General features: G+C 60.6%; 18 protein-coding genes and 1 pseudogene. 12 read left to right on the top strand and 7 right to left on the bottom strand.

Annotated features, from left to right (window positions below; genetic code table 11):
• Positions 1-387 precede the first annotated feature (387 nt).
• From J2805_RS23735 to J2805_RS23715, 5 genes are all read right to left on the bottom strand, one after another.
• Complete coding sequence (locus J2805_RS23735) at positions 388-1761, bottom strand: MFS transporter (RefSeq protein WP_309980508.1); 1374 nt, start codon at positions 1759-1761, stop codon at positions 388-390.
• 332 nt (positions 1762-2093) lie between these two features.
• A complete protein-coding gene (locus tag J2805_RS23730; RefSeq protein WP_309980506.1) occupies positions 2094-3476 on the bottom strand; it encodes an MmgE/PrpD family protein in 1383 nt (460 codons plus the stop codon).
• A gap of 54 nt (positions 3477-3530) precedes the next feature.
• The gene (locus J2805_RS23725; protein ID WP_309980505.1) at positions 3531-4433 is read right to left on the bottom strand and encodes an SMP-30/gluconolactonase/LRE family protein; all 903 of its coding nucleotides are present in this window, start codon (positions 4431-4433) and stop codon (positions 3531-3533) included.
• A gap of 82 nt (positions 4434-4515) precedes the next feature.
• Entirely contained in the window at positions 4516-5271 is a 756-nt protein-coding gene (locus J2805_RS23720; protein ID WP_309980503.1) for an SDR family NAD(P)-dependent oxidoreductase, read from the bottom strand.
• 432 nt (positions 5272-5703) lie between these two features.
• The gene (locus J2805_RS23715; protein WP_309980502.1) at positions 5704-6510 is read right to left on the bottom strand and encodes an IclR family transcriptional regulator; all 807 of its coding nucleotides are present in this window, start codon (positions 6508-6510) and stop codon (positions 5704-5706) included.
• A 1026-nt stretch (positions 6511-7536) separates the two neighbouring features.
• Here J2805_RS23715 and J2805_RS23710 point away from each other — a divergent pair.
• The 3 genes from J2805_RS23710 (at position 7537) to J2805_RS23700 (ending at position 8864) form a co-directional block, all read left to right on the top strand.
• Positions 7537-7965, top strand: coding sequence for a universal stress protein (locus tag J2805_RS23710; protein ID WP_309980501.1), 429 nt, complete (start codon positions 7537-7539; stop codon positions 7963-7965).
• Between the two features lie 230 nt (positions 7966-8195).
• Positions 8196-8573 (top strand): DUF2255 family protein, encoded by a 378-nt coding sequence (locus tag J2805_RS23705; RefSeq protein WP_309980500.1) that lies wholly within the window; start codon positions 8196-8198, stop codon positions 8571-8573.
• Positions 8574-8576: 3 nt separating this feature from the next.
• Positions 8577-8864: a carboxymuconolactone decarboxylase family protein gene (locus J2805_RS23700; protein WP_309980498.1), complete on the top strand. Its 288-nt coding sequence runs from the start codon at positions 8577-8579 to the stop codon at positions 8862-8864.
• A gap of 203 nt (positions 8865-9067) precedes the next feature.
• On the opposite strand, the gene J2805_RS23695 is transcribed toward J2805_RS23700, so the two are convergent.
• Together J2805_RS23695 and J2805_RS23690 are read right to left on the bottom strand one after the other, a co-directional pair.
• On the bottom strand, positions 9068-11224 hold the full coding sequence (locus J2805_RS23695) for an amylo-alpha-1,6-glucosidase (protein WP_309980496.1): 2157 nt from the start codon (positions 11222-11224) through the stop codon (positions 9068-9070).
• A gap of 331 nt (positions 11225-11555) precedes the next feature.
• Complete coding sequence (locus tag J2805_RS23690) at positions 11556-12440, bottom strand: helix-turn-helix transcriptional regulator (protein WP_309980495.1); 885 nt, start codon at positions 12438-12440, stop codon at positions 11556-11558.
• A 359-nt stretch (positions 12441-12799) separates the two neighbouring features.
• Between J2805_RS23690 and J2805_RS23685 the strand changes: the two genes are divergently transcribed.
• The 9 genes and pseudogenes from J2805_RS23685 to J2805_RS23645 all read left to right on the top strand — a co-directional run bounded on the left by J2805_RS23685 (position 12800) and on the right by J2805_RS23645 (position 23086).
• Positions 12800-13798: an alpha/beta hydrolase gene (locus J2805_RS23685; protein WP_309980493.1), complete on the top strand. Its 999-nt coding sequence runs from the start codon at positions 12800-12802 to the stop codon at positions 13796-13798.
• A 104-nt stretch (positions 13799-13902) separates the two neighbouring features.
• The gene (locus J2805_RS23680) at positions 13903-14364 is read left to right on the top strand and encodes a cyclophilin-like fold protein (RefSeq protein WP_309980491.1); all 462 of its coding nucleotides are present in this window, start codon (positions 13903-13905) and stop codon (positions 14362-14364) included.
• A 357-nt stretch (positions 14365-14721) separates the two neighbouring features.
• Positions 14722-14936 (top strand): annotated as a pseudogene (locus J2805_RS23675) (IMP dehydrogenase); the annotation flags it as partial.
• A 133-nt stretch (positions 14937-15069) separates the two neighbouring features.
• Positions 15070-15732, top strand: coding sequence for an SDR family NAD(P)-dependent oxidoreductase (locus tag J2805_RS23670; protein WP_309980489.1), 663 nt, complete (start codon positions 15070-15072; stop codon positions 15730-15732).
• Between the two features lie 261 nt (positions 15733-15993).
• The gene (locus J2805_RS23665; RefSeq protein WP_309980488.1) at positions 15994-17139 is read left to right on the top strand and encodes an alpha/beta hydrolase; all 1146 of its coding nucleotides are present in this window, start codon (positions 15994-15996) and stop codon (positions 17137-17139) included.
• Positions 17140-18594: 1455 nt separating this feature from the next.
• On the top strand, positions 18595-19728 hold the full coding sequence (locus J2805_RS23660) for a PQQ-dependent sugar dehydrogenase (RefSeq protein WP_309980487.1): 1134 nt from the start codon (positions 18595-18597) through the stop codon (positions 19726-19728).
• 526 nt (positions 19729-20254) lie between these two features.
• Positions 20255-21010, top strand: a complete 756-nt coding sequence (locus J2805_RS23655) for an ABC transporter permease (RefSeq protein ID WP_309980486.1) — start codon at positions 20255-20257, stop codon at positions 21008-21010.
• Between the two features lie 61 nt (positions 21011-21071).
• The gene (locus J2805_RS23650; RefSeq protein WP_309980485.1) at positions 21072-22094 is read left to right on the top strand and encodes an ABC transporter substrate-binding protein; all 1023 of its coding nucleotides are present in this window, start codon (positions 21072-21074) and stop codon (positions 22092-22094) included.
• Positions 22095-22255: 161 nt separating this feature from the next.
• Positions 22256-23086: an ABC transporter ATP-binding protein gene (locus J2805_RS23645; RefSeq protein ID WP_309980484.1), complete on the top strand. Its 831-nt coding sequence runs from the start codon at positions 22256-22258 to the stop codon at positions 23084-23086.
• Positions 23087-23335 lie beyond the last annotated feature (249 nt).

Below are 23335 nucleotides of genomic sequence, written 5' to 3'. Positions count from 1 at the left end.
CCACCAGCAGGAACTGCCACACCCTCGGCAGAGATAATCCCGATACGCAGATCACCCCCACCCAGCGGCACAGCAAACTCTTCGAACGTTGTCGTTGTCATCTTCGCGATCTTCCTTCAGCCAGGTGGTGATTTGATGGTTAGGGGGTCCAATAGCCCCGTTTTACGACGCTTCTCCAGCGTCAAGGCTTGTGTTGCAATGCTTCTGCCGTCATAACGAGTGCCTTCGATCGAGGCCTATATGCCCTCGCGCTCAGTGGCAACTGCCATACCCGGCAAAGAGCATGCCCACCATCTCCGTTTGGTCCTGCATTGGCCGAGCAATCAGTCAGTCGGGACAGGGGTGGCAAGCCGACGAAGTCATGGACGTTATGCACTCCCTATCTGCTTAGTCGCGCAGAATCGAGGTGCCTGATTCGAGAGGGACCAGCTTCTCGGATGGTGCTGTTTCCCCTTGGATGCGGGGTGGCACTTTGACGAAGAGCAACAATACGAACGCCAGCGAGAGCGCAACCAGTGGCACAGTCATTCCCACGATGGTGTCGCCGGGGGTGGCCAGCTTGCCGATGAGGAACGGCCCGAAGAAACCGCCAGCGGAAGCCAAGGAATTGATGACTGCGATTCCGACCACGGCCTGTCGCTTCGTAAGGATCTGACTGATCAGGGCCCAGTATGTAGGGATGTTTCCAATTACGCCGCATGCAAGCAGGATGAGCCCGATCATGCCCAACAGCGGGGAGCCACGGAACACTGCGGTCATGAGCAGGCCAATGATCGCGGTAGCGAAGCAGGACAGCACGATGAACTTCCGTCGTCCGGTGATGTCTGCATAGCGGACAAGCAGCAACATCACGATGGCACCACACAGGTACGGGATCGCGCCGTAAAGGCCGATGTTGGTCGGAGAATATGACGGATTCAATTGGGACACAACCTGCGGGAGGAAGAAAGTCATACCGTAAGCTGCCACCCCGGCTAGTGCATTGATCAGGCCCAAATACAGGATTTTGGGGTTCCGCAGCGCCCGCAGTTCGCTCGACTTGTCGTGCTTGTCTTCGGGCATGGCTGCATACTCTTCAGCTATGGAACCTTCCAACCACTTCTTTTCGTCAGCACTGAGCCACTTTGCCTTGCTCGGGCGGTCAGCCAGCGTCAGAAGAATCCAGATGCCGAGTAGGACCGGCGGCAGGCCTTGAAGAATGAAGATCCATCGCCAAGAGCTGAGCCCAAACCAGTCCACGTGCTCGAGAATCAAGCCGCCACTTATGCTTCCAACAATAAGGGCAGCAGGCATGGCCAGTGCGATGGCACCGATGGCCCGGCCGCGGTCATGGTTCAGGAACCAGTAAGTGAGGAACAGAATGAGTCCTGGGAAAAGCCCGGCCTCAGCGATACCCAGCAGGACGCGGGCGAAGTACAACTGTGTCACCGAGTACACGAATCCAGTCGCCATGGTGACCAGGCCCCATGTAATCGCAATGCGTGCCAGCCAGAGTCGGGCGCCGACCTTGGCGAGAATCATGTTGCTGGGCACTTCAAGGAGGACATATGCGATGAAGAAGACCGCGGCGACGGCACCGTACGTCGCAACGTCAATGCCGAGTTCCTTGCCCATTGTCAATTGCGCGTAACTAATGGAGGCGCGATCCATATAGTTAAACCCGTATAGCAGGAAGGCCACCGGCAAAATTGTCCGTCGGACTTTCCTAATGACCGTCTTTCGGTCCACGGCCGGCTTGGCCGGTAAAGAATTTGTAGCCACGCTACCTCCTCGTAGGTGAGCCCGATATAGGGCTGGATATGCGGCACCCTAAAGGTGCCAAGCTTGGACCACTGTCATTCGTAACTCGAATGTGTAATTGGTTGAAGATTTTGTCCCTGCGGCAACTGCAGTGTTATGGGTAGCACACTGTGGCATTTGAGGGTCGAATAGAGGACCTGGGTTTGTCCAGAGAGTTAAAACCCATCCCCAAAAAGGTCTCGCTTAATGATATTCCACTATATGGGATATGGTCAAGTACTTTCGTGACTTGAAATAGACGAATGCGTCTTATAAATGGTACTTCCACAAACACCAAATATTGCTCAGCCCTGTCAGCGGACCAGCGTCAAAACTTCGATGACTTCATCGCAGGTTTCGATGTCCTGGATAAGATCCTGCACCCTTTTAACATTTTCGAAGGGGATTGGGTGGATGGATGCCTCTGCGCATTCGCTAAACTTCTGGCGGAGCTCTTCCCATGTCATCGGACGTTCAGGTGTGCCGGGCACTTCTGAACCCAGGCGTTCGATCCGGCGCCCGTCACGCATGACTACCTCGACTTTGCCGTCAGGCAACTTGAGATTCCAATTGAAGGCCTCATCGACTACTGGTTCGACTTTATCGGCCAGCGCAAGGACTTGCGCGTCCTTGAGGGCATCTGTTGAGAAATCCGAAATACTCATTTTGCCCTTGACTAGGGCCAGCGCAACGGTGAACGGCAACGAGAATTTCGCATCCATCATCGTTTTGGGCTTTTTTCGTTGATCCAGCGGTGCTGTCATCCGCTGGGCGAAATCTCCGACGTAGACGCGCACGGTCTCGATATCTTCGACGTTTATCGGATTTTCGCGTGCCAGTTCAATGGCGGCGTGAATGTAGGTATGGGCGTTACCCACTGCAGGCCAGTACTTATAGGTCATGTCCGCACAGAGATATTCAGACCCGAGATTCTCGAGCATCTTCTCGCGGTTATATTCACCGTTGAAATAGACCTTGAAGACGCCGGCCTCACCTTCGAACAAGTTCTCCATCCCGAGCATCCCTTTCTGGGCAAGGAGAACCGCGTTCACGCAGCTTTGCGCTATAAACCCGGCATAAAGCCCGCGCAAATCGCTGCCGATACCGAAGATCTGTTCCATGGTCCCGCCCGCTGTCAGGCTGACGATGCCCATGGCGTGCGCGATCTGCCTTGAACTGAGGCCCAGGAGCGCTCCGCAGGCCGCGACGCCCGAGTACACCCCGACCGCCCCGGACAAGTTCCAGTCCATATGCCAGCCCACGTTGCAGCGGAGCCGGATGAATAGTTCCTGGCCAATAGCCACTGCTGCGACCAACTCTTCGCCGGTTACTCCGCCTTTGCGTTCAGCCAAGGCAAGGAGGGCAGGTACGAGGGAACTGTCCGGGTGGGCACCCCAAGGTGTCTGGCTGTCGTAGTCGAGTCCATGGGCCAGAGTGCCGTTGGCGAAGGCGGCTGCGCCGGCTGGCACTCGGCCGCCGAACCCAAGGATGCTTGCTTCTTCCTTGCCGCCGGCTTCCGAGACGAGCTCAATAAGGGGTTTAACGGCCGGTTCCATTCCGCTCGCCCCCAGCATGACGCCGATTGTGTCCAGAAGACTCTTTTTCGCGGCCTCGACTGCCTGCGTCGGCAAATCCACAAATCGAGTAGTTGATGCGAATTTTGCGAGGTCATGGGAAAGGTCGATATTGGTTGCCATGTGGTGTCTTTCTTTCTTGTCAGAATATTTCATGCAGGCATCACTGCGCCCGGTTTATCCGGCAAAACGCATTTCTGGAAGGCCCCTCACGCCCAGCCCGTAGATCGCGAACAGACCACCGGTGCCAGGTTGCGTGGTCGGTACGCCACGCAACGCCTTCGACATGCTGGTGAAGTAGAGAACGTCCAGATTGCGACCGCCGAACATGAGGCTGGTGACGTTCCGAACGGGAACATCTATTTCACGGTCAATCGATCCATCCGGTGCGTAGCGGATGATGCGGCCGCCAAGCACTTTGGCATTCCAGAGGAAGCCCTCGGAATCGACGGTCGCACCGTCGACGGTACGGGCAAAATTTCGGTCGGAAACATGGACCCGCTTGTTCGAAATGTCGCCGGTAGCGATGTCATAGTCATAGGCCCAAATGACCTTGTACTCAGAATCGCCGAAATAGAATGTCTTATTGTCGGCACTCCAGCAGGGGGCGTTGGAACAGATCATGCCGGTCTCGACCTCCGATACGGAAAGGTCTTGATCCAGCCGGTAAAGAGACCCGTTCCCTGCCGGGTTCCGCAGGATGTCCACGCTGAGCGGATCGAAGTCATAGCCCATTGACCCTGCAAAGAACCGACCCGCGCGGTCGACCTTGCCATCGTTGAACCGATAGTCGGGTTTATCCGCTAAGGGGTTGGCGATGGGCGTGACTTCCTGCGTTTCAAAATCATAGAAGTTGAAGCCGTTTGCCAGGGCGAGAACAGCGCCGCCGCTTTCGCGCAACGCCATGGATCCGATGTAGTTCGGAACATAGTAGGTGCGCACGTCGCTTCCGATTTCGTCGCAACTCCAGATTTCACATGCCGTGCTATCGACCCAGTAAAGTCGCTGCTCCCGGGCATCCCAAAGCGGGCCTTCGCCAAGATGGTTCTTGCAATCGACCAAAAGCTGAATTTCGGCCATTAACTCCACCTATCACTTTCATGGCGCCCCGGGCGCCCGTACTTCTTCCTGCTGCCGGCCGGTGATCAGTGACGCACGCGCGTCAGAGGCATGCAGTCTGGCCGCCGTCCACTGAAACAACCGAACCAGTCATGAAGCTTGCGTCATCGGTCAGGAGAAAAACGATAACCGCAGCAATTTCCTCCGGGTAGCCAATCCGCCCGATCGGATGCTTCGCGTTGATACGGGCGACAGCGGCGGGATCTTCCATCATGTACTCGACCAGGGGTGTCCTGGTCATGCCCGGAGCGACCGCATTAACCCGGATGCCAAGGGGTCCAAGCTCGGGCGACATGGATTTCGTTATGCCGGAGATGCCGAACTTCGACGCAACGTAAGAGAGCCGGTTCGGCACACCAAGGACACCGGCCCCCGAAGAAATATTGACGATTGCGCGCGGCCCGCTGTCGTCTTTCACTGCCAGCACGAACGCCTGGCACATATTGATTGTTCCGTCGAGATTCACCGCCATGATCTTGCGGTGTTTTTCCGGATCGGTGTCGACGATACTGCCTTCGCCCGTAATTCCCGCGCAATTAACCAGGCCGTTGAGCCCGCCCAACTTCTCACGCATCTCCGCAAGAAGCGCCACCGTCCCACCGTGATCACAGACATCGAGGACCGCGCCATGGATGCGGTCTGCCTCCGCGGCAACTGACAGAGCCGCGTCGACACCGGCTTGAGTGACATCGACAGCAACCACTGTCGCCCCCTCAGCAAGCAACCTCTTTACACTGGCGGCGCCAATCCCGCTGCCGGCGCCTGTTACAACTACAGTTCGCCCTTCGAATCGCTTCATCGAGACTCCTCTTGTATTTCTGCGGACCCTCCTGCTTTTTGGCCATCTTAGGTGGGGGAGGATGCGCAGCCAGTTTCGTATGTGAATCAGAGTTTCATATAGGTTTGCGTCGGTCAATAGCAATGCGCCAAGTTGAGGTGAGCCCGTAACAAAACTCCCGTCACGCCAGTGGAGGGATGGTGGGGTAGCTTCTGCCTTTGCTGGAGCATGGACGCCCGGCGGAATGAAGCGAGCTTGAGTGAGAGTGCTGCGGCATAGGGCACTCCAGCGTCCGCGGCGCGCCTGTAGAACTTGTCCCTTGGGGTCGAGTCTGCGCCCGAGGAGCGGGGGGAGCCTTCTTAGTATCCGGATCCAGGAAGGAATCAGGCTTTCCGAGGCCAGCTCTCCGGGCCTGCCCATCAGGCTGACCAGCGTCCGTCTCTCGGATATTGCTCAGTCGGCTTTCGACGCACCTGCACCCATTCGCCGGGACAATTCTTTGCACGTTTCCACCAGCAAGTCACGTGCTTGGTCTACCGGAACATTGCCCGTGCCGTTGAGGCGATGGATGAAGGGAGTGGTCATGGCAGCTACTGCCTTCCCGGTGTAGTCGAAGACTGGCGCTGAGATGTTCGTAACCCCTTCAATCGTGAGCGATTTTCCTTGACAGAAACCGGCCTTACGGACCTCAGGCAGATCAGAGAGGAATCGCGACCGCCGCGCGCTGGTCTCGTTGCCTGCGAGTAACAGCAGATTCTGGAGTTCCGTGTCCCCCATGAATGCTGCAAGAACCCGGCCAGAGGCGGAATCATCAATCGGGATCTGTGAGCCCAGGCGAACCGTGTTTACATTGGTGTCCGGGCAGTCCACTTGAGCGATAACGAGCAGTTTTCCGGAACTGAGGATGCAGAGGTGAATGCTTTGGCTGATGCGATTGGCAAGCTTCTGCATCTCATCGCCAGCAATGACTGTCAGGCGACGAATGATCGGTTGGCGATGCGCAACCTCAAACAGTTTCGTCGTCAAGTGGTAGCGCTCGCCCCCGTCAAGCTCTACGTAGCCACGTTCGCGCAGCACCATGAGCACGCGGAAAATCTCCGATGTGGTTCGGCCGAGTTTCTTGCCAATATCGGCTTGGCCTAAGCCACTATCCTCAGAGGCCAAGAGTTCGAGGATGTCGAGTCCTTTGGCCAAAGCTGGCGCCCGATACTTGCCCTCGTCTGTTTCCGTCTGCATGCCCGCCCCGCTCGTCTTGCCCATCCGTGGGGGATAGGGCGCCAGTTCGTTTTATATATAAAACCTATATGGCCGCTCGGAATCAGGCAAGCGGCAAGCCTTTCGCCGGAGCGCTCCGGCGCACCTCTTACCTGGAGGGGTGGCGGGAGTGGGTTTTGCAAACGTCGCCGGGCAGTTGCTGCTGGCTGGCGATCTCGCCACTACGAGCAGCGGGAACGCGCAGTTGCGACGATAGCGTCCGGGCTTCTGGTTGGCATTCAGTTACCATTACAGCCTTCCAGATTGGCTTTGTGAGCCTTCTCGGCATAGCGGGAGTCATCGGTACCCAGCTCATCGGCCGGGTTTTTGATCGCGGCTGGTCGGCCCTAGCCATCGGCATTGGTCTCGCCATAACGCTTGATTCGGTCCCTGTTTCCGGATTTGGCGGGTCATCGATTGTCACTCTACTCACCGCCGTTGCGCTGCTCCCCATCGGCGTCCAGGCCTGCTGGTGCTCCTTCAGACAATGATTGTCTCGATAGACCCTGCCGCCCGCAGCCGCCTTAACACTGCCCGCATAGTTTGCAACTTCATCTGCGGTGCAATCGGGTCACTCTTGCCGCCGTGCTCTGGGAGGTCGGCCAGTGGCCCGCCGTCATGGGCGGTTCAGCCGTCGTCGTCTATGCTCTGGCGCTGTGGCTCATCCACAGAAAGCGGGCCTATCGGACTACACGCAGCCGCTGTTCGAGGCGCTTGCCACGGAAGATATCAGCGACGGGCCACGAGTTCGCGGGCGCCATCGAGGAAACGGGGAATGATGATGGGTATTCCCGTTCCCGGAGCCTCAACGATGGGGCCGTCCACCACGCAGGCAATTTCTCAAAGGCTCCAGGATGCGCAGGGTCCCACGCGGACTAGACAAGAAACGTCGTCCTCATAACGTGCTTCCCTCCACGAGTCACGAATCAACCCCGTCACCGCGCTCTGTACTATGTCTCATAATGCAGGATATCCTTACCTGGCGGCTGGTGCTAAGACCTAGCCGAATCCATTTACCAAAGGAGCAAACACATGAGTCCCGTAATCGTTGTGGGAGTCGACGGCAGCAAAACGGCGAATAAGGCGGCAGAGTCAGCCAGGGACCTTGCTGCAGCATTAGGCGCGTCCCTCCACGTGGTTTCAGCCTTCGACAGCGACCGGACCGAAGTCCTCGGCAGCGGCAGCGATCAGCGGGTTGTCTCCAACGCGGATGGTGCAGAGCACGTGGCCCGCACTGTCGCGGAATCCTTGGGTCGGGAAATCAAAGTCACGTACTCGTCAGCTCGCGGCCGCCCCGCGGACGCCCTCATCAAGGAAGCTCTACGCATGGAAGCTCAGATCATCGTTGTAGGTAACCGGAAGATGCGGGGCATCGGCCGTGTTCTTGGCAGCGTTGCCAACAGTGTGGCCCACAACGCCCCTTGCGACGTCTATATCGCCAACACTTACGATGTCGACTGATAGGAACGCCGGTCAAGACGATGGCCCGCATCTTCAGAGAAGGATGTCCGGACATGCTCACCTGCTACTGGCCGGGGCAGCGGCTTTAAGCATCTGGCGTCCTCTTGCGCACCAGCACAGCGTCGGTTGCGCAGGGAACAGTCGAACGACAGGGATCTGCACGTACCGCACGCCTTACCACCTACGGGCACGGACTCCCGCAGGGCGGGAACTGCGCCTTGACTGGGGCCATGACCAGTTGGACCCCTGAGGAGCAGAGGAGCATCGGCTCCACCGACGACTTCTACATCTCGCCCTTCCGAGCGGACAGGACCACACTCGGGACGTCGACCTGGATTTGGTCCGAAGTCGTGGACTGTGCAGTGTACGTCCGCGCCTACAACGGTCACACATCGCGCTGGAACGGTTCCGCCCTGTCGCAGCACGCTGGCCGAATCACCGCTGGTGGCGTCGGAAGGGACGTCTCGTTCGTCCCCATCGATGAAGCGTCGCTGAACGACCGGATCGACGAGGCCTACCGGGCGAGTATGCCGGAAACCCTTACCTGCCCCCAATGGTCACCGACTGGGTCTGCGCCGCCGCCATGCGCGTGGCCCCCTGAAAGATAAATTATGACCGACAAGACAACCGGCTGGACCGGCGGACAGTGCGCCTTCGGAGATTTCGCGCCATGCCTGGTCCACTACACCGACACCGTCCTCTTCGACGAGGTTTGGGAGCGGCTCCAGCTCTCCAAGCGCGATCGCAGCCCCATCACCGTCGCCGCCCTCCTCGCCGGCGGCAACACCGGGCAGCTGACCTTTCACCTGGACCACGCCAGGAAGAACGGCGCCATCGAACAGGAGCTCATCGAGGAGGAGAAGCATTCAGTCAACTCTTTGATGGACGCGGGGCCCTGATCCATTCGTCCAGGTATGGCAACGACACTTTGGACAGCGGTTCGCGAGGCACATCCTCCATGGGGTGTTGTTCCCAATTTTGGGCGGGTTCCCTAGAGTGCCCGTTGATCATCCCGGCCGGACACTTCCGTGGGTGGATTCGGACCAAGACGGTGAAGCCTCGTGTCCGGCGGCGACGCGGCGCTGGGTGGATAACGCGGTGGCTACGCCTTTCCGCGCAGTCTAGCCCGTTCCACCAATTCGGCCGCCCGTGGTCGCGTTCCGTGGTGGAACACCATGCCCTCGGGCAACCCCGTGACCGTCGCGCTGGAAGCGGAGATGTCGATCGTGATCCTGCTGTTTGCCATAGGGGCGTTGGTAATGTGCAGGTCGCCGTAAGACTGGGGGAGCACAGGATCCATCCAGAGGCCGCCGCGAGCAACGTCGGCGTAGTAGCCCATTAGGGTCTTGATCAGGAAGATTGGGGTGGTGGCGGCCCAGGCTTGAGGGGAGCATGCCGTGGGGTAGGGTACCGGTTCGTCGAAGTGCTCGCGGCTAAAGCCGCAAAACAACTCCGGCAACCGCCCCTCGGAGTACTCGGCCGCCTCAAACAAAGCTGTGGAGATCCGTTGCACATGCTCGACGAAGCCGTAGCGCAGGAGCCCGGCCGCGATGATCGCATTGTCGTGGGGCCACACGGATCCGTTGTGGTAGCTGGCGGGGTTATAGGCGCCCATATCGCTGGCCAAGGTTCGCACGCCCCAGCCGCTGAACATCTCCCGGGACATCAGCCGTTCTGCCATGAGGGGGGCCTTGTCATCATCGATGATGCCAAACACCAGGCACTGCCCCATGTTGGAAGCGCACGCGTCGACGGGCCGCTTCTTTCCATCAAGGGCGACAGCGTAGTAGCCGCGGTCGGGCAACCAGAACTGCTCGTTGAACCGCTTCTTCAACAGTGCCGCGCGGTCCCGGTACTCTGCCGCCAGGCCCTGGTCACCGGCGTCAAAGGCTATCCAGGAACGTGCGAGGTACGCGCCGTAGACGTAGGCTTGGACCTCGCACAGAGCGATCGGGGGTTCGGCAATAGTGCCATCTGCAAAGTTGATGCCGTCCCAGGAGTCCTTCCAGCCCTGGTTGATGAGCCCGCGGTCGTTGAGGCGCTCATACTCGACAAAGCCGTCGCCATCCTTGTCGCCGTAGTCACGGATCCAATCCAGCGCCCGGTCCACGTGCGGCAGCAGGGCGGAGATGGATTCCGCGGCGAATCCCCAGCGGCTGACTTCCCCGAACAGCGCCACGAACAGCGGGGTGGCATCGACGCTGCCGTAGTAGGCTGACTTGCCGCCCAGGGCCAGTCCGCTGGAGACATCGAACCGGACCTCGTGCAGAATCTTCCCAGGTTCCTCCTCGCTCATCTCATCCACCGTGCTGCCTTGGCGGCCAGCAAGCGTCTGGAGGGTCCCGAAGGCCAGGGACGGATCCACCGGAAGCGCCATGAGGGATGCCCACAGCGAGTCCCGGCCGAACAGCGTCATGAACCACGGTGCCCCCGCAGCCACCACGATGCGCTCCGGGTGGTCGGGATCCTCAATCCGAAGTGCGCCCAGGTCGTCGTAGCTGCGCCGAAGTGTCCGTTCGATGGAACGGTTGCCCATGTGCAGCACTGGAATCTTCGACACCCACTCCTGCCGGCGCAGGTCGCGCGGAGACATTTCGCCCTCTTTCGGACGATCGAAGGGCGCCACCGGAGCGCTTCCGTCCACGGTGGGCGTCACCATGAACGTGGCGCTCCATTGTCCGTGCGGTGGGACTACCGTGAGGTAGGTCAGCGCTTCGGGTGAGGCGTTGGCGCCACTGGCGGACACGACGACGCTCTTCCGAACGTCCTGCCAGACGGCCCGGATGGTCAGTGCGTCGCCGTCGGCTTCACGGGACTCGTCCCAGCGCCGCTGGATGCGGGCCTCCTTCACCTCGAAGAGGTCCGCGAAGTCCGCCTCCACCCTGATGGAAACCACGCACTCGGCGGCGGCCGACGAGTAGTTTCGGACGGTGATCTGCTCCAGGATGCCGGTACCCACCTCGCGGAGGCGTTCGACGACGAGCGGACTGTCCGCATGCCCGTCCGAGCGCGGCACGCGACCGACAAAAAGGGCCCGGTACGGTTCCTTCGCCTTGGCGGCCAGCGGCTGCAGGGGCTCACCATTAACGGTCAGATTCCAACCTGACAGGATGCGGGTGTCCTCATAGAAGACCCCGTGCGGGTATTCCGGATGGATATCGCCATTCGCCGAGGAGATGCAGAAGGATGAGCCCTCCACCAAGGTGACCGACCCAGATCCCAGCGGCCCGGCAGCAGTGTCAGCATTCCATCCAGCCATTCCGACTCCTTCAAGGGAATGATTCAACGGGTTTAACAACGGGCAGCGCTGCCGGGATCCCTGTCCACCCGGCGACTCTCTAGGCGATTGACGCTACGCCTGTGTGCCAGATGATGCCAGATCCTCAAAGCCCGCTGGCGAGGTTGCAAAGAAGGCAGCAACAACAGCCATAAGCGCCCGGGGAGGCCACCGCGCTCCGCCTGGGGCATCAGTAAGCATGCGCTGGCGGCACACGAGTTTACGGTAACTTCTGTGTACCGGAGGCCCCTATCCGGCTCGAACGGCGATCCCCACCTGGATCGCCAAGCCGTCCTTCGTGGGCCCGGGAGGTTTATTGGCTGCCGACGCTGGTGCGGGCTTTTTCGACGATGTGTTCGGTGGCTGCCCACGAGGCCAGAAATTTCAGTGCTTCGTCTGAGGGGCTGCCGGGGACGGCCGGGTAGACGGTGAGGGTGTGGCCAGGCACGTCTTCGAGTTCCATGCTCTGGTAAGTGAGTTCGAGCAGTCCCGCCACGGAGTGGTTGAAAGACTTCGCGCCGGAGTAGTGACGGCGGACGTTGTGGGCGGCCCAGCGGTTGCGGAATTCATCGCTGCGCATGGAAAGTTCCCCGATGAGCTCCGCGATGCCCTTGTCGTGGGGCGTGCGGCCGGCATCGCGGCGGAGGATTGCGACGTTGACGTTCGCTGCCCGCTCCCAGTCGGGGTAGAAGTCGCGCGCGCGCGGGTCGAGGAAAATGAACCGGGAGTGATTCGCAGGGCGGGCCGTTGCCCGGTACATGTCGGAGTAGAGGGCGTAGCCGAGGGCATTGGCGGCGACGATATCCATCCGGTTGTTACCGACAAACGCCGGCGCACCGGAGATCGCGTCGAGCATATATTGGACGGCTGGGGGCACTCTTGCCGGGGCGGGAGCCTTCTGACGCGGGCGGGCTGTATTTGCCGCTCGGGCGAGATCAAAAAGGTGATCGTGTTCAGCCCGGTCCAATTCCAGCGCACGGGCGATCGCATCGAGGACGCTGTCGGAGGCGCCGGTGAGGTTTCCTCGCTCGAGGCGCGTGTAGTAGTCGATACTGACACCAGCGAGGCGGGCTACCTCTTCCCTGCGGAGCCCAGCTACCCGGCGTCGACCGCCGTATGATTCGATGCCCGCCTGCTCAGGGGTGATCCGGGCACGCCGGGACGCAAGAAACTCCCGTACCTCTGCTCGATTGTCCATATGGGACACGCTACGTGTTCGCGGGGAACATAGAGAGGCTCTGCTGTAACCCGTTTGGGCAGTACCTCGAATCGCATTATGGCATCCGGCGTGCGCCTCCCAATCGACGGCGCACCGGCGTGAGGGGCGGTGTACTACCCCAGAAACACGAGCGTATGGGGGGTCTGTTATAACCCGTTTCACCAGAGCCCTCGCTACGAGATTCCATCGCGGGTTTGATGGTAATTGAATGATTTGGTTTCCATCGGGATGGAGCGGCAGCGTCTGCGACCAGCATGCACGCTTCGGAGACGCGCGCGTCCAGGGGCATAGCAAGCCAATCATCAGCAACGAAATGTCTGCATCAAGGAGTAAAAAACATGCCGCTACACGCAAACAGCCTCACTTTTTCCCTCGCACCCGAAGTAACCAGGACGCCCGTCCGCTACAGGAACCGGTACGGGATCGAGATCGCAGCTGACCTGTACGTCGCGACGGATCTCGACGAGTCCGTCCCGCACCCGGCCATCGTCATCGGCCCGCCCTACGGCGGCGTCAAGGAGCAGGGCCCGGGCGTGTACGGCAACGAACTCGCCCGCCGCGGGTTCGTCGCCGTAGCGTTCGACCCGTCCTACAACGGCGAGAGCGGCGGGCAGCCCCGCCACGTGTCCTCGCCGGACATCTTCGCCGAAGACTTCAGCGCCGGTGTTGACTATCTCGGCACCCTGCCGTATGTCGACCGGGAGCTGATCGGCGCCATCGGTATCTGCGGAAGCGGAGGATTCGCACTGAACGCGGCCCAGGTGGACCCCCGCATCAAGGCCGTCGCTACGTCGGCGATGTACGACATCAGCCGCGTCACCCGCAACGGTTGGCGTGACTCACAAAGCGATGAGGAGCGGCGCGCCGGGCTCGAGGGCATTGCGACGCAGCGCTGGGCAGACGTGGACGCAGGTGAGCCGGCGCTGACCCCGGTTTTCCCCCATGATTTTAAGCCGGAGTCCCTTGACCCTGTCACTGCCGAGTTCCACGAGTACTACGTCACAGACCGGGGCCACCACCCTCGCTCCGTCGGTGGCTTCACCGTCACAAGCATGCTGTCCCACATCAACTTGGGAGCGCTTGCGCACCTGCAGGACATTGCCCCGCGGCCGATCCTGCTCATCACGGGAGAGAATGCGCATTCGCGCTACTTCTCCGACACCGTGTACGAGCAGGCTGCCGAACCCAAGGAGCTCGTCGTAGTCCCCGGGGCACGGCACATCGACCTCTACGACCGTACTGATCTCATTCCGTTCGACAAGCTCGAGAGCTTCTTCACCGAGAACCTCGCCCCGGTCGCCAGCACGGATCGCGTGCCGTCGCACGCCCGTACGTGAGCCCCAAAAAGGCGCCAACAGGCCCCGCCTCATCGAGCTGGTGCACACAGGCGCTTTTTTTCCTCAGAAGAGTCGCGCGGATCGGGGCAGTTCCAGCAACCATCATGCTCGCAGTCACCCTATCCGGGTGCCGCGGCGGCACCGACGGAAGTTCCCTCACCGGGTCGTCAGCCCCGGCGACGCAGGCGCCATCATCGGCTCGCACCGCGACCACCACGCCGATCATCATTGAATTCGCCGAACAGCAGATCGCTGGTGAACTCGGCGACAGCGCAGCCTCCGCATCGTTCATCGAGCAGCTCCCTCTGACCCTTTCCTTCCGCGACTATGGTGGCCAGGAAAAAATCGCAGCGCTTCCAACGCCTCTCAATCTCGACGGCGCACAGGACGGAAGCGACGCTGCGCCACTGACCATCGGCTACTACGCCCCCGACCAGAGCCTCGTCCTCTACTACAAACCGGTCGGCTATTTCCCGGGGATTGTTCCCATCGGCACGTTCGAGAACGCAAACCTTGTCCAGAGTCAAACAAGCGACTTCACCGCCACCATCCGAGAAGCGGGCTAACCCACCGCCCACGACCCTTCCCCACACCGACTGGCCGATCCTCCGACTCCGTTTCAACGGCGGCTCGAATATCCAGTGGCCTTCGTTCTTCGCGGAATCACGCGCGTCGGAGCTCTGACATAACTCGTTACAGCAGGGCCCTAGCTAGCCTGCCTGCAGTCGTTTGCTGGAGATTGCCCCTTGTTATCAACCAGATACAAGAACGTCTAGATAGGGCAGTTCGTGGTCGGTTCGTTCTTTGCTTCAGACCGCCCCAGGGCGCGGGCGGCACTCAGACCGAATACATGCGCATCCCCTCGCCGACGGCACAGTGCTGGTCGCCTCGAGTTCGGCGCCACCGACATCGTTGAGGAACGAGGCGTCGTGGGCGTCGCCCAAGACGTCGCATTGCCGGGTCTGGAGATGTTTTTCTCCCACGTCCATCTCAACGGCGGACTCCCTCCGAAACTACCTTCCCGAACTAACCTCATTCTCAGGGGCGAGATTAACCCGGGAAGGTGTTCGATCTCGGACTGCCGCTGGACGAGGCGGCCGAGGGCTTCAAGGCCCTGGATGAGCGCCGCGCCACCTAGGTGCTCCTGCGTCACTGAGCAAAACGCGGGTTGCACCAGGGCACTTATCACCGACAGCGGAGCCGTGGCTTCCGCCCGTACACCTCCCGTCCGGGATCTCCCGGCACCCGCAACTCGAAGGAGCACCCTCATCATGACAACCATCGCCATCATCGGCGCCGGCAAGGGCCTTGGCCTGGCCACCGCACGCCGCTTCGGGCAGGAGGGCCACTCCGTGGCCCTTATCGCCCGCAACCAGGACAACCTGGACAGCCTCGCTTCCACCCTCACCAGTGAGGGAATCACGGCTCAGGGCTTTCCCGCCGATGTTCGGGACACTGCGACCCTGCAGGCCTCGCTGGACGAGGCAGTTGAACAGCTCGGGCCCATCGAAGTGCTGCAGTACAGTCCGGTCCCCGCAAAGGAATTCATGCGCCCGGTCCTCGAGACGGCCGCGGAGGATCTCACGGGACCGGTGGAGCTCTCGATTTACGGCCCCGTCACCGCTGCACGCCAGGTCATTCCGGGCATGCGCACGCTCGGGCGCGGGACCATTCTCTTCGTCAACGGCTCCAGCGCGGTAAGGCCCCTCGGGGCAGTTGCCGGTACGTCCGTCGCTTTTGCCGGTGAGAGCGCCTACTCCCAGCTCCTCCACGAAGCCCTCGCCCCTGAAGGAATTCACGTAGGCCAGCTCATCATTCCGCTGGGCATCGGCGGCGGCGACCCGGATCACGACCCGGACGCGCTGGCCGAACGGCTTTGGCGGATCCACACGGATCACGGGGACTTCCGCACCTTCGTCAAACCACTGGACTGAGCAGGGAGCCAACTCAAGTCCGAAAGCCTCGAGCCAACACCAATACAGCGGACGGTGGGCATTTCGCGCGCCCCCCTTCGTATCACTGGCGCTTGACTTGCTTTTCTAGCCGCCGGGGGAGTGTCTCAAATTTCGGCTAGGGGGTTCTGGCATAACCAGTTTTAGCAGGGACTCTCACCGACCAATGCAGCTGTGGTGTGCTTGGAAAGACGAAGAAGTCCATCAGAATCCGTACGCAACTATCACGAGGATGACTAGACGATGAGCACGAATACTGACGGAAGCAACAACATGAGCACTGCGGAAACCCGAGCGAAGCAGGGCGTGTCACGGCGGAACCTGATCAAACTGACAGGCGCCGGTGCGGCGGCCATTGGGCTATCCGGCGCAGTCGGACTGGCAACAGGCCAGCAGGCCTTCGCCTCCACCTCGGCATCGAGGAAGGATCTGGAGCCGGGGGACACGTCGAACGGAGCAGATAACTTTTACACCAGTGACCAGGTCACCGTGAAGAAGATCTCGTTCAAAAACAAGTACGAGATGAAGGTCGTCGGCAACTTGTTCGTCCCCAACAACCTGAACCGGGGGACCACCCACCCGGCACTGGTGGTAGGCCACCCCATGGGGGCCGTGAAGGAACAGAGCGCCAACCTCTACGCCACCAAAATGGCCGAACAGGGATACGTCACGCTCTCCTTCGACCTTTCGTTCTGGGGTGAGAGCGCCGGCAAGCCGGGAAACTCCGTACTGCCCGACGTTTACGCTGAAGACTTCAGCGCCGCCGTCGACTACCTGCGGGCCCAGGCCTTCGTTGACAAGGAACGCGTCGGGGCCATCGGGATCTGCGGCAGCGGCAGCTTCGTGATCAGCGCGGCCAAGATCGACCCCAGAATCAAGGCGATCGCCACGGTCAGCATGTACGACATGGGTGCCGCCAACCGCGACGGGCTCAACAAATCCGTGACCCTGGAACAGCGCAAGGCCATCATTGCGCAGGCCGCCGCCCAGCGGGACGTCGAGTTCGCCGGCGGCCCGATCCAGTACACCGGCGGGACACCGGAAGTGCTCACGGCGGAATCCACTGCGGTGGACCGGGAGTTCTACGACTTCTACCGCACGGCACGCGGATACCACCCGAACACCACCACGCATCCCGCCCTCGCGACTAACACCAAGTTCATGAATTTCCACCCGTTCAACGACCTGGACCTGCTCTCCCCGCGGCCGCTGCTGTTCATCACCGGCGACCAGGCCCACTCGAGAGAGTTCAGCGAAGAGGCCTACCGTCTCGCCGCTGGGCCGAAGGAACTCTTCTGGGTTCCCGGGGCCGGCCACGTCGACCTCTATGACCGCGTGGGCCTAATCCCCTTTGACAAGCTCACAGACTTCTTCCACACAAAGCTCTAGGAAAAGCAGGGGAGCCCGCGGCTATCCCCGGTCCGCGGGTTCCCCTCACCGTTCGCCAGCCATATACGGTACTTCAGGCGATCGAGGGTTGCGGTCCGGGGGCGCGGCGGCAAGCATGGACAAAGGTTTAGGGTTTGAGTGCTTCTTGCCGCGCCGGAACACGTGAGGTGAACGCGCATGACGGGACCAGTGGGCCGTTCGATCAGGAGTGCTCGTGCACTACTGCGTGCTTTGGCGTGCGGTATCTGCTTCGGTATCGCGGGCCTGATCTGGTCCATGCCACGTTTTCGGGTCGGGCGGTTGAGACGGGCGGCGACGTGCCGAACCTGCGCGACTCACATGAGGGTACGCAACGCGACCGTATTCCTGGCCGCGGCGCTGCTCCTCGTCGGAGCTGCGGCCCGCACCTTCGAGTCGGCCTCGCCACAAATCGTCTGCCACAGTCACATCACCCCAAACGGGCAGGTGCAACCGGAGCCATACCTGGAGATCTCACCGCCTGCCCCATGGAGCATCACCCGCAACTTCTTGGTTGCACCCATCAGCGGAGTCGGAGTTCTTGCCGGCCGGATGCTGGGCATGGAGTCTTGCACCGGACCACCGCTGCTGGTCATGTTCTGGCCACCTCCCCGCACGAGCGGCGGTGGAAGCACCCTGGGTGACGTGTTCGTCGCGTGGATGCCTCCGGGCGAAACGCCAGCCGGGCCCTTGAGTATCAATGGTTACGGGACCGAGGGCGAGCGGTTGTACATCAGGTACGGGCCGAACATTTCGCAGGCCCGCGCTGAAGAGGAGGAACTCGGGCTTCACGAGTCGCGCCACGTGGACCAGTGGGCTGCTGCCAACTTGCTGGCGGGCCCGTTAGCCTTCCCGACTGCCTATTTTGTCGACGACGCACTCTTTCCCGCATCGCGCAACCACTTTGAGCGGGACGCCGGCCTGTCCCGGGGTGGGTACCCGCCCGCTCCCGACAACTGGCCGGCGCCCCGATGGCCAGACACTGCAGCGATAGCCGCGCTCGGTCTGATCATCTTCCGGCGACGGCTGCGGTGGTCGGTGCGGGTATTCCGCGGCGGGCCAGGGCAGCGAACAGCCCATGGACCGTACCGATGCGCAGTTCACACGCCTGGCTGGACGCCCTCCGCTTAGCGCTCCACACCGCTAACCTCACACGTCACCCAATGCCAGCTATCGGTTGCGGACTTGGTGGGCGTTGCTGGTTCAGAAAGCTACAAGGACCATCGGCTGGTGTTGCTCGAAGATCAGAGACTTCTCGGCGGATACGCAGATACCCGGCTGGCTACCCCAGCTACCCACGGGACTTTGGCGCACCATAACCACGAGCCGCCTACCGCCGCAGGGTTGGCGATGCCGAGCAGGGGCTGGCGTATTCGGCGATGCCTTCGAAGCTGCCATCGCGACCGAACCCGGAATGCAAGAACCAGGAGAAAAGCCATGAACACCATCGTCAAACCTGCCCTGCTGAGCGCCACTATCGGAGCCGCCCTGCTGCTGGCGTGTTGCACTGTCACGCCGCCCGCAGCATCCCCGGCGCCGGTTTCGGTGTCGGTTCCGTCCCTGACGCCGACCTCACCCGGGGACTCGGCGCCGGCGGGAAACGCCACACCGACGGGCGCGCCCCAAATCGTGTCGACGGGCCTGGAGGCTCCCTGGTCCGTGGTGTTCCGCAATGGCACGCCGCTGCTAAGCGAGCGAGACCGCGGACGCATCCGCGAACTCAGGCCCGACGGTACTGCGCGCACTGTGGGAACCATTGCGGGCGTAGCAGGCGCCGGGGAGGGCGGCCTGTTGGGCTTGGAGGTGGACAGCCGAGGCCGCCTGTATGTGTACTCGACCGGGGAGGATGGAAACCGGCTCCAGCGGTTCGACGTCACAGGTGCGCCCGGCTCCCTAGCGCTCGGACAGCCCGAAACGCTCCTCGACGGGGTTGCCTCGGCGAGCTATCACGACGGCGGACGGATCGCCTTCGGGCCCGACGGCATGCTCTACGTCGCGACCGGCGACGCTGGCCAGCGCAACAGTTCGCAGGACCTCGATTCCCTGAACGGGAAGATCCTGAGAATGACCCCGGACGGAGACGTGCCCGACGACAACCCCATCTCAGGGTCCCTCGTCTACAGCTACGGGCACCGCAACCCCCAGGGCCTGGCATGGGCGGAGGACGGCACCATGTTCGCCACCGAGTTCGGACAAAACACCTGGGACGAGCTGAACATCATCACCGCGGGCGCCAACTACGGATGGCCGTCGGCGGAAGGAATCACCAATGCCGAGGGCTTCACCGACCCCGTACAGCAGTGGGAACCCGCTGCCGCCAGTCCCAGCGGTATGACCCACATCGACGGGACCCTGTTCATCGCCAACCTGCGGGGACAGGTCCTCCGGGCCGTTCCGGTCGCCAGCCCGTCCACATCGACCACGTACTACAGCGGCGAGTACGGCCGCATCCGCGATGTCATGGAGGCCCCGGACGGGAGGCTCTGGTTCGTCACCAACAACACCGACGGCCGGGGCACTCCCGGCCCCAACGACGACCGCATCCTAAGCGTAGAGACAGCCCGGCAGTGAATCAGGGCAGCGCTCGATGAACGAGGCCGTCTGAAATGGCCACACCAGGATAACGGCGGGAGAGATGCAGCTCGGCCCAAAAGCCGCGGGCGGGTGGCGATTGCGCCGGTCCGGCTGTCCGACACTGGCGGCAAAAGACAGATCACCTTAGGGATGGGTCTGAGCAAGATCTCACATTACAGGATTCCGCTATTGACTAAGTCTCACAATGCAGGATATCTTCTTCGAGGAAAGTTACTCACAACACCATCCGTAATTCCGACTGCGTCGAAGGACTACGGATGAAGTCACCGCACCCGGAGCCCATTGGGCACCGCTTCCCCTATCTTTTGGCGCGTTAGGTGTACGTCCTGACGGCAGAGGGGTCGAGTAGCGATTGGTGTTCCGCTCAAGGAGGAGAAGGTACATGCCGAGGAAAGATCTTACGGCCGATCGGCCAAGCCCAATAGCATCCGCGGCCGTTGCCCAGACAACGCCGGGAATGGGCCAACGCAAAGCAGTGGAAACTTCCGCCACGCGGCGAAGGATGGGTTCCATCGCTTGGTCATCGTTGCCGCCGCTTGTGTTCGTGGCGATCCTTTTGGGGTGGGCCGCAGCGGTGGAGCTGTTCAGAATTCCCGCGTACCTGCTCCCCGGACCTCTGGCCGTCTTCGAACGTCTGTTCACCGACGCAAACAGTCTCTGGGTCCACACGCAATCCACTCTCGTTGTGCTCGTTATCGGACTATTGCTCAGCATCGTCATCGGCATCCCTCTTGGATTGGTCATCGCTCTTTCAAGGACCGCCAAGCAGTTGGTCTACCCGCCGGTCATAGTCCTACAGCTGGTGCCAAAAATCGCCGTCGCACCGCTGCTCCTGGTTTGGCTCGGATTCAGCCTTAATACCAAGGTTGCCTTGGTTGTTCTCATAACCTTCTTTCCCTTGCTGATGGCCAGCATCAGCGGTTTCAGGATTCTTGATGACAGGCTCCTCTACTTGACGCGTTCCATGGGTACGAGCCGGTGGCAAACCTTCTGGGCGCTTCGGTTTCCGGCCGCTCTCCCGGTGATCTTCTCAGGCATCAAGACCTCGGCAACCATCGCGATCACCGGTGCACTTGTCGCGGAATTTCTTGGATCAAACAGCGGGCTGGGCTACGCGCTGCTGCGGGCAAGCGGTGCGATGGACACCGAATACATGTTCGCCATCCTCGTAATCCTTACCGTTATCGGAGTAGTCCTCAACTACTTGGTGGAAGCAGTCGAATGGCTCCTGACGCCGTGGCAGCGCCGCGCCGGCTAACTGTCCGATCTGAACGCATCCATTCAATTTATTTGGCAATCAAGAATTCAAAGGAAGCATCATGCAAAGAGGCATCAAAAAATTGGTCGCAACTGCGATCGCCGCGGGAGCGATGTTGCTCTCCGGATGCTCCGCGCCCACGGCCAGCGGTGGCGGCGGCAGTGAAACCCCGGTCCGCTTTCAAATGCACTGGTCCTGGTCAGCCTCTACTGCGGGGTTCGCTGTCGCTCAAGCGGATGGCCTGTACAAGGAGGCCGGTATTGATGCAAAAATTGAGCAGGGCACAGGTTCCGGGACGGCGGTACAGTTGGTGGCCAACGGCCAGGCAGATGTCGGGATCGCGGACGCCGTGCCAATCAGCCAGCAGATCGAAAAGGGTGCTCCCCTTGTCATCGTTGCGACTGTGAACCAGGTGACCAACATTGCGATGCAGGTCATGGAATCATCTGGGATCAACTCTGTCCAGGATCTCAAGGGAAAAACGGTCGCGGTACCTCAGGGCAGTGCCCATGCTTTCCTTTTCCCCCTCTTCCTCGAAGCAAACGGTCTCACCGAATCAGACGTCACCATTTCGAACGTTCCCTTTGCGTCCATGCCGGCAGCACTGCTCCAGGGAAACGTTGACGCAATCGTGGGGGGCCAAGACACTGCGGTGTCACTCGAAAAGCAAAACGTTAAGTTTAAGAACTTTTTGTTCGCTGACTACGGCGTCTCTCCGGTAGCACATTCAATATTCACTACCCAAAGCTATGCCGAAAAGAACCCGGACGCGGTCAAGAAGTTCGTTTCCGCGAGCCTCAAAGGCTTGTCTTCTGCACGCGATAATCCCGAGCACGCAGTAGCGGCCGTGAAACAGCTTCTGCCAGACTCTGTCGACGACACAGTGCGCGCCGAACTCAAATTCCTGCTCCCCTTGCTGTGTGCTGCCGACGCAAAGGTCATCGGCCGCGCCGAGGCCGGACACTGGCAGCAGAGTAACGAATTGTTGACGCGGGCCAAGCTCCTGCCTGCTCCTCTGGACACGGCCAAATCCGTTTCCTACGACTTCCTGCCTCCGGAGTCGGAACTGAAGAGCTGTAAGTAGATTCTCTGGGCAGCCCCGGGGGACCAGCGGAAGGTCCGGGGGTGTTGTGTGGTTCCTGCAACCAGAGTTCAGGACCTACACCATAGCCTCACCCCCCCGGGGGTTGGTTGAGCGATAAGAATTCAGATCCACACTTGCACGGATCAGAGAAAGGCACACCAATGAACGACATAGCACTGCAGACAAGGGCGGCAGGTCTGCCCATATCGATAGAAGGCGTCGCCAAAACGTTCAACAGCCCGGCAGGCAAGTCTTTTGAGGCGCTCAAGCCCGTTTCGATGGACGTTAAACCTGGGGAATTCATTTCCATAGTCGGGCCGTCCGGCTGCGGAAAAAGCACACTAATGCTCATGGTCGCCGGACTCTTGGACAGATCCGAAGGAGACATCCGTGTAGGCGGAACATCAGTGAACAAGCCCTTCACCGATATCGGAATTGCCTTCCAGGACCACCTCCTGCTCGAGTTCCGGACAGCAATGGAGAATGTCCTGATTCAAGCTGATATACGTGGCTTGGATAAGAAGGCAATGCGGGCTCGGGCCACCGAGTTGTTCAAACAACTCCACCTTGAGAAGGCGATCGACAAATACCCGCGCCAGCTGTCTGGCGGGATGCGTCAAAGGGTGTCACTCATCCGCACAATCGTCCACGAGCCATCGGTGCTCTTGCTTGACGAGCCATTCGGGGCACTGGATGCTCTTACCCGCCTCCAAGTGAGGGCAGACCTTGAGGCGCTCTGGCTGCGTAACAGGCCAACAGTTCTCTTTATCACCCACAGTGTTGAAGAGGCTGTGGGTCTCTCCGACCGGATTTTCGTGATGAGCCCAAACCCCGGTGAAGTAGTCGATGAAATAGTCGTTGATCTCCCACGCCCCCGTCCCCTGGCCCTCGTCGAGTCCCCCGATTTTGGGAAGTACGTCGATAGAATCTATAGCCACTTTGAACGAATGGGAGTTCTTCACGGAATCGAGATTCCCAAGCGAAACGAATAAGCGGTGCCGAATTCCCCGGCCGCCGCCTTGATTGCGGTGGAAAACTGAGCAAAAGCAGACACTGGTGCAACTGTCGAACAAGCCACGGCCTTTTCGGGCCGGACCGAGTCAGTCCGGGGCTGTACAGCCCTTCAAGGAGATCTAGAGAATGAAGACAAAAATGGCCGAAGAGTTTGCTGTGCCGCTGGGTGGGGGTGATCTGCGTATCGGGATTATCTCTGCCGAGGGTGTGGCAGTTCCTGCTGGTCA

Origin of the sequence: Arthrobacter oryzae, from assembly GCF_031454875.1 — a bacterium.
Taxonomy (GTDB): Bacteria; Actinomycetota; Actinomycetes; order Actinomycetales; family Micrococcaceae; genus Arthrobacter; species Arthrobacter oryzae_D.
Note: the sequence above shows the minus strand (reverse complement) of the source record. Positions and strands in the feature narration are given on the sequence as shown.